The 4352-nt window shown below is 53.9% G+C and carries 5 protein-coding genes and 1 pseudogene; 5 read left to right on the forward strand and 1 reads right to left on the reverse strand.

Annotated features, from left to right (window positions below):
- Positions 1-129: 129 nt before the first annotated feature.
- From TU74_RS22735 to TU74_RS24040, 5 genes are read left to right on the forward strand one after another with little or no spacing between them, the layout of a single operon-like run.
- Positions 130-399, forward strand: coding sequence for a hypothetical protein (locus TU74_RS22735; protein WP_048377731.1), 270 nt, complete (start codon positions 130-132; stop codon positions 397-399).
- Positions 396-737 (forward strand): hypothetical protein, encoded by a 342-nt coding sequence (locus TU74_RS22740; protein WP_048377734.1) that lies wholly within the window; start codon positions 396-398, stop codon positions 735-737. The genes TU74_RS22735 and TU74_RS22740 overlap by 4 nt, the downstream gene beginning before the upstream one ends.
- Positions 730-960, forward strand: a complete 231-nt coding sequence (locus tag TU74_RS22745; protein WP_048377735.1) for a hypothetical protein — start codon at positions 730-732, stop codon at positions 958-960. The genes TU74_RS22740 and TU74_RS22745 overlap by 8 nt, the downstream gene beginning before the upstream one ends.
- A complete protein-coding gene (locus TU74_RS22750) occupies positions 957-3722 on the forward strand; it encodes an FtsK/SpoIIIE domain-containing protein (protein ID WP_048377736.1) in 2766 nt (921 codons plus the stop codon). The genes TU74_RS22745 and TU74_RS22750 overlap by 4 nt, the downstream gene beginning before the upstream one ends.
- Positions 3719-4279, forward strand: a complete 561-nt coding sequence (locus TU74_RS24040; RefSeq protein WP_048377737.1) for a hypothetical protein — start codon at positions 3719-3721, stop codon at positions 4277-4279. Before TU74_RS22750 ends, TU74_RS24040 begins: the two co-directional genes overlap by 4 nt.
- Here the strand turns inward: TU74_RS24040 and TU74_RS24365 are convergent.
- A pseudogene (locus TU74_RS24365) lies at positions 4226-4352 on the reverse strand (IS5/IS1182 family transposase); the annotation flags it as partial. The gene TU74_RS24040 and the pseudogene TU74_RS24365 overlap by 54 nt on opposite strands.

The raw sequence follows: 4352 nt of genomic DNA on the forward strand, positions 1-4352 counted from the left end.
TCAAGCACCATGCTGGCAGCATGCAGCTTGAACTCGCGGGTATAGACCTTTCTTTCGTTCATGGAACCTCCAAGTTGGCGAAATCATATCGCCCTAAAGAGGTGTCCGGAATTATTAGGCCAGTTCACGATGGCGTTCGAGGTGAAATGCGGGAAGGCGCAGTACCTCTATTCGCAGATGGATCACATGGTTTTCCAGTCCCAAGGACACAAGCAGGCGGATGCGCAATGCACGCTTTGCTCGCGAGATATCCAGGACCTTTCACCAGAGAAGCAGAAAGAATTGCGCGATACCTTGCGCGAAGCAGGTTCGCCGATGGTGGGAATGTTGCCCAGTAAGAACGAAATAGATAAGTCCTGCCTTGATTTCATCCGCCCAAACGAGGAGGAGCAGCCATGAAAGTGCGATTCGCAATTATCAGTCCAGACACTCTCGCCCAAGTCCGGACGGAGATTGAAAGACTTCAACAAGCGGTCAACGCCGGGGATATGGACGGCGTGGATGCGGCCACGGAGCAATTATTGGAATTGACGGCGCACTGTCAGTCGATCGATTTGTCCGAGGAAGATTGGCGAGCGTTTCTGACTCGAGTCAGGAGCATGAATCCTGAGTTTAAATCCAACTATCTATTGCCAGGCGAAGTTTGCGCCTCGATTTTTCCTTCCATCACCGCTGACGACTCTGTACTCGAGCTTCCTATTGATGGTGATACGGCGGAGGAAGAGATCGATGTTTGACGATGTTTTTGGAATGGCGATTTTGTGCGCCGAAAACTTTCGCGAAGCAGCACACGATTCATTTGGTCTTTCCATTTCCACCGAGGTGCTCGAGCCGATTCTCAAGGAAATCGATTCGCTGCGCATTTTCAATGAGGAATTCCAGCGCCAGGCACTCAATCTTGATAAGACCCTGGAGAGCGCGCGACTCATCCAGAGCACAAATCCTGGGAATGAAAAATGAATGGAACTCAGCGATTGTCCAAAACTACGATGACCGCGATAAATAAAGCTGTCGCTGATTATCAAGAGGGTCTGGCGCGCATTGACCGCGAGTTCGATGCCCTCTCCCACCGGATAGAACAATCGATTCTGGACTTGTCTGGCGATGCAGCGAACCATCGAAGCAAATTGAACGAAGAGGCAATGCAGCACCTCGCGTACGAAAGCAAGCAAGCGAGCGGCAACCGGGAAAAGAGGACATTGAATTGGCAATCGACCTTCGCTCGAGAATGGGAAAAAATCGCCGCTGAAACCGGACGTTGGGGTTTTCAGCTTCGCCGACAACAGCCCGCGTTTGTGGATTTCGGGCCAAATTGCCCTTTGATGGCATCGGATATTCCGACACATCTATCGTTTGGTTCGCATCGAGTTGCCTTTGAGGAACTCTCCTGCGTTGTCCCGCACACCCCTACATTCCCCCTCGCACGCGCCCTTGTCCTATCGGAGGGCAACGCAGCACACAAGCACTTGATACATCAACTCCTGTTACGGTTACTGTCAGCCCTGCCGCCGGGCCGGTTGGAGTTAACGCTCATTGACCCTCTGCAATTGGGACAATCGATCGGACCGTTTCTGCCGCTTCTGAAAGTGCCGCAATTGGTGCCGCAACAACGCGTGCTGACTCGCGCAGACGAAATCGAAGCAGCCCTTGGCAAACTGCAAGACGAGGTCGAGGAGCTGATTCAACATCGGTTCACCGACCAGTCACCCAACTGGTTAGAGTACAACGCGCACAACGTCGACAATCCCCTGCGTTACAAGGTCGTATTGCTTTTTGACGCTCCAGAACAACTTTCGGACAAGAGCCTCTGGTTCCTTGAGCGGCTCTGCGTGAACGGTCCACGCTGCGGTGTACTGCCCATCCTCGCGATTGACGGGCATCGCATGGAAGACCGGCGATATGAAAAATTTCGCACCACGCTGGAAACATCGACCATGGGCACTGACGCACTGTTGCGTGGTGCTGACTACGGATGCAACGGGCTGTCGTTGACCTACCAGCCAGAACAATGGCTCGCGCAAGACTTTTTGGCCGGATTCATCTCCACGGTTGCCGAGCATTACGCCGCGACGGCACGCTTGCGCAAATCAATGCCTGACCTCTGGACGAATTTCGGGAAAGGCGCGACCACCCGCAGCGGCTTCAGTATTCCAATCGGATGGACGTCCGTCGGTGAGCAGGTGCCACTGATCCTGGGTGCAACGACCTCCGAGCATCACGCACTGCTTGCAGGTAAAACGGGCTCTGGCAAGTCCAACCTGCTCCATGTGCTGATTCAAACGCTGTGCGAGAAATACTCGCCGGCAGAAGTTGATCTCTACTTGCTGGATTACAAAGAATCTACGGAATTCAATATCTATGCAGACCCACCACTTCCTCACGCCCGTTTGGTCGCCACGGAAAGCGATCCCGAATACGGCGTAACGGTGCTGAGGCATCTCGTGGATGAGCTGGAAGAACGAGCGCGTATTTTCAAGAAAGCGGAAGTTCGTGATTTTGCTGAATACCGCGCGGCGAGCAGCGAGCGACTACCACGGATTCTTTTGGTCGTAGATGAGTTCCAGGTTCTCTTTGCAGGGCAGCGCCAGGTCGCAGAGGCGGCAGAACAACTGCTCTCACAGTTGTTAAAACAGGGCCGCTCATTCGGCATCCACATCCTGCTTGCGACGCAAACCCTGAAAGGCATTAATGCACTGTCAATCGCAAGCATAATTACCCAACTGGGATGCCGTATCGCGCTGGCGTGCGGTCAGGAAGATTCCGCGATGATCCTCGGTGCAAACAACTGGGCGGCGGCTGAACTCAAGAGCCCTCCCGAGGGCATCATCAATAATGCCAACGGTGCGAAATCCGGCAATGTAAAGCTGCTGATTCCACTGGCAGAAAACACACTCTGCCGCGAACACATTGCAACATTGGCGGGATATGCGACACAGCATGGCATGGCCGGCAAGACGCGAATTTTCAGCGGAGCCAATCTGCCGCAGCTGCCTTCATCCAGTGAATATCAAACGATTTGCGGACAAGACGACACCCTGCTTTTAGGTGAGCGGCTGACATTCGATGCCCAAAGGCTGACGATCCCGCTCACCCGACGCTCAGCGTTCAATGTCCTGTTCAGCGGCTACAACGACCAAATTCACGACGGGTTGTTGGCCGCTACGCTTTGCAGCATTACGTTCCAAGACAGCTTCGATGAGATTGTCTATTTCAATGGGCGTGGCGTTGCACCAGGCGGTGGATTTTCCGCCGCAGCGCAGGCGCTCGGCGCACGTCTAAAGATGTTTGACGACATTGCCGCGCTACCACTGCAGGCGATAGCCGACGGTATCGGGACGCGCCGCGTCGCGTTGATCATCGATGGTCTCGACGCCGAGAAAGCACTTCATCCGTCATCCGCATTCAGAGCCCCCAAACCTGGTGACCCCCCTTCACCCGCTGACCTGCTGAAGCGCCTGGCTGAAGAAGGACCACGCAAGGGGATATTCGTATTTGCATTCGTTGATCGTTGGCAACGCTGCGCTGGTGCTTGCAAGGATCTCTTCGCATCTTTCGAGTTACGCGTGGCGTATTGCATGAACGAGGACGATGGGGGATCACTCGTGAGTGGTGGTATTGGCAAGTTCAAAGGCATCGAAAAGCCAAATCGCGCCGTTTTCGTCAACAGAATGACAAACGAAATCGCATGGTTCCGGCCCTACATTCAAAAGAACTCTCAATGAAAAAGTTTCTGCTCACTTGGTATGGCATCACGGATTTTCGCGCATCGTTAGGCTTTGAAAGCACAGACGGCCCAATCGCCGCGGCACTCGCTGCGCAGGACTATTCTGATGTCGTTGTTCTCTGCTACACACGGTCGGACGAGACAGACAGACAGAGTCTGGAGACCCAGGGCGCCTTCAACGTAGCGTTAGCATCAATCCATGACTCGAATCAGCAAAAAGACTGGAAGTCGACCAGCGATTTCGTTTCCAGATTCGCCAATACTGCAGCAGCGCACGAACATTTCGTCCGCTGGTTAAACGGCAAGTTTCATACTGCCGGCAGTAGTCCGAAAATCAGCTTCAAGAGCGAAAAACTACGCGAACTCAACGACAGTGAGGGGATCTACGCTTGCGCTATGCGGGCTCTGGATTCTGTTGCAAAAGCGGCCGGCGAGAAGCTTGTCACGCTCTATTTGAGCCCTGGTACCCCTGTGATGGCCTTTGTCTGGGCCTTGGCGGCACTAGGCTCTGTACGTAAAGTATTGTCGCAAGCACCGCATAGCGCAGGCCAATGAGACCATCGCCGCAAAACTTGTTGCGAGCTTGTCGAAGCGCGTCACGATGCGACGGTTCTCCTTCAGCCAGCCA

Origin of the sequence: Pseudomonas lundensis, assembly GCF_001042985.1 — a bacterium.
Taxonomy (GTDB): Bacteria; Pseudomonadota; Gammaproteobacteria; order Pseudomonadales; family Pseudomonadaceae; genus Aquipseudomonas; species Aquipseudomonas lundensis.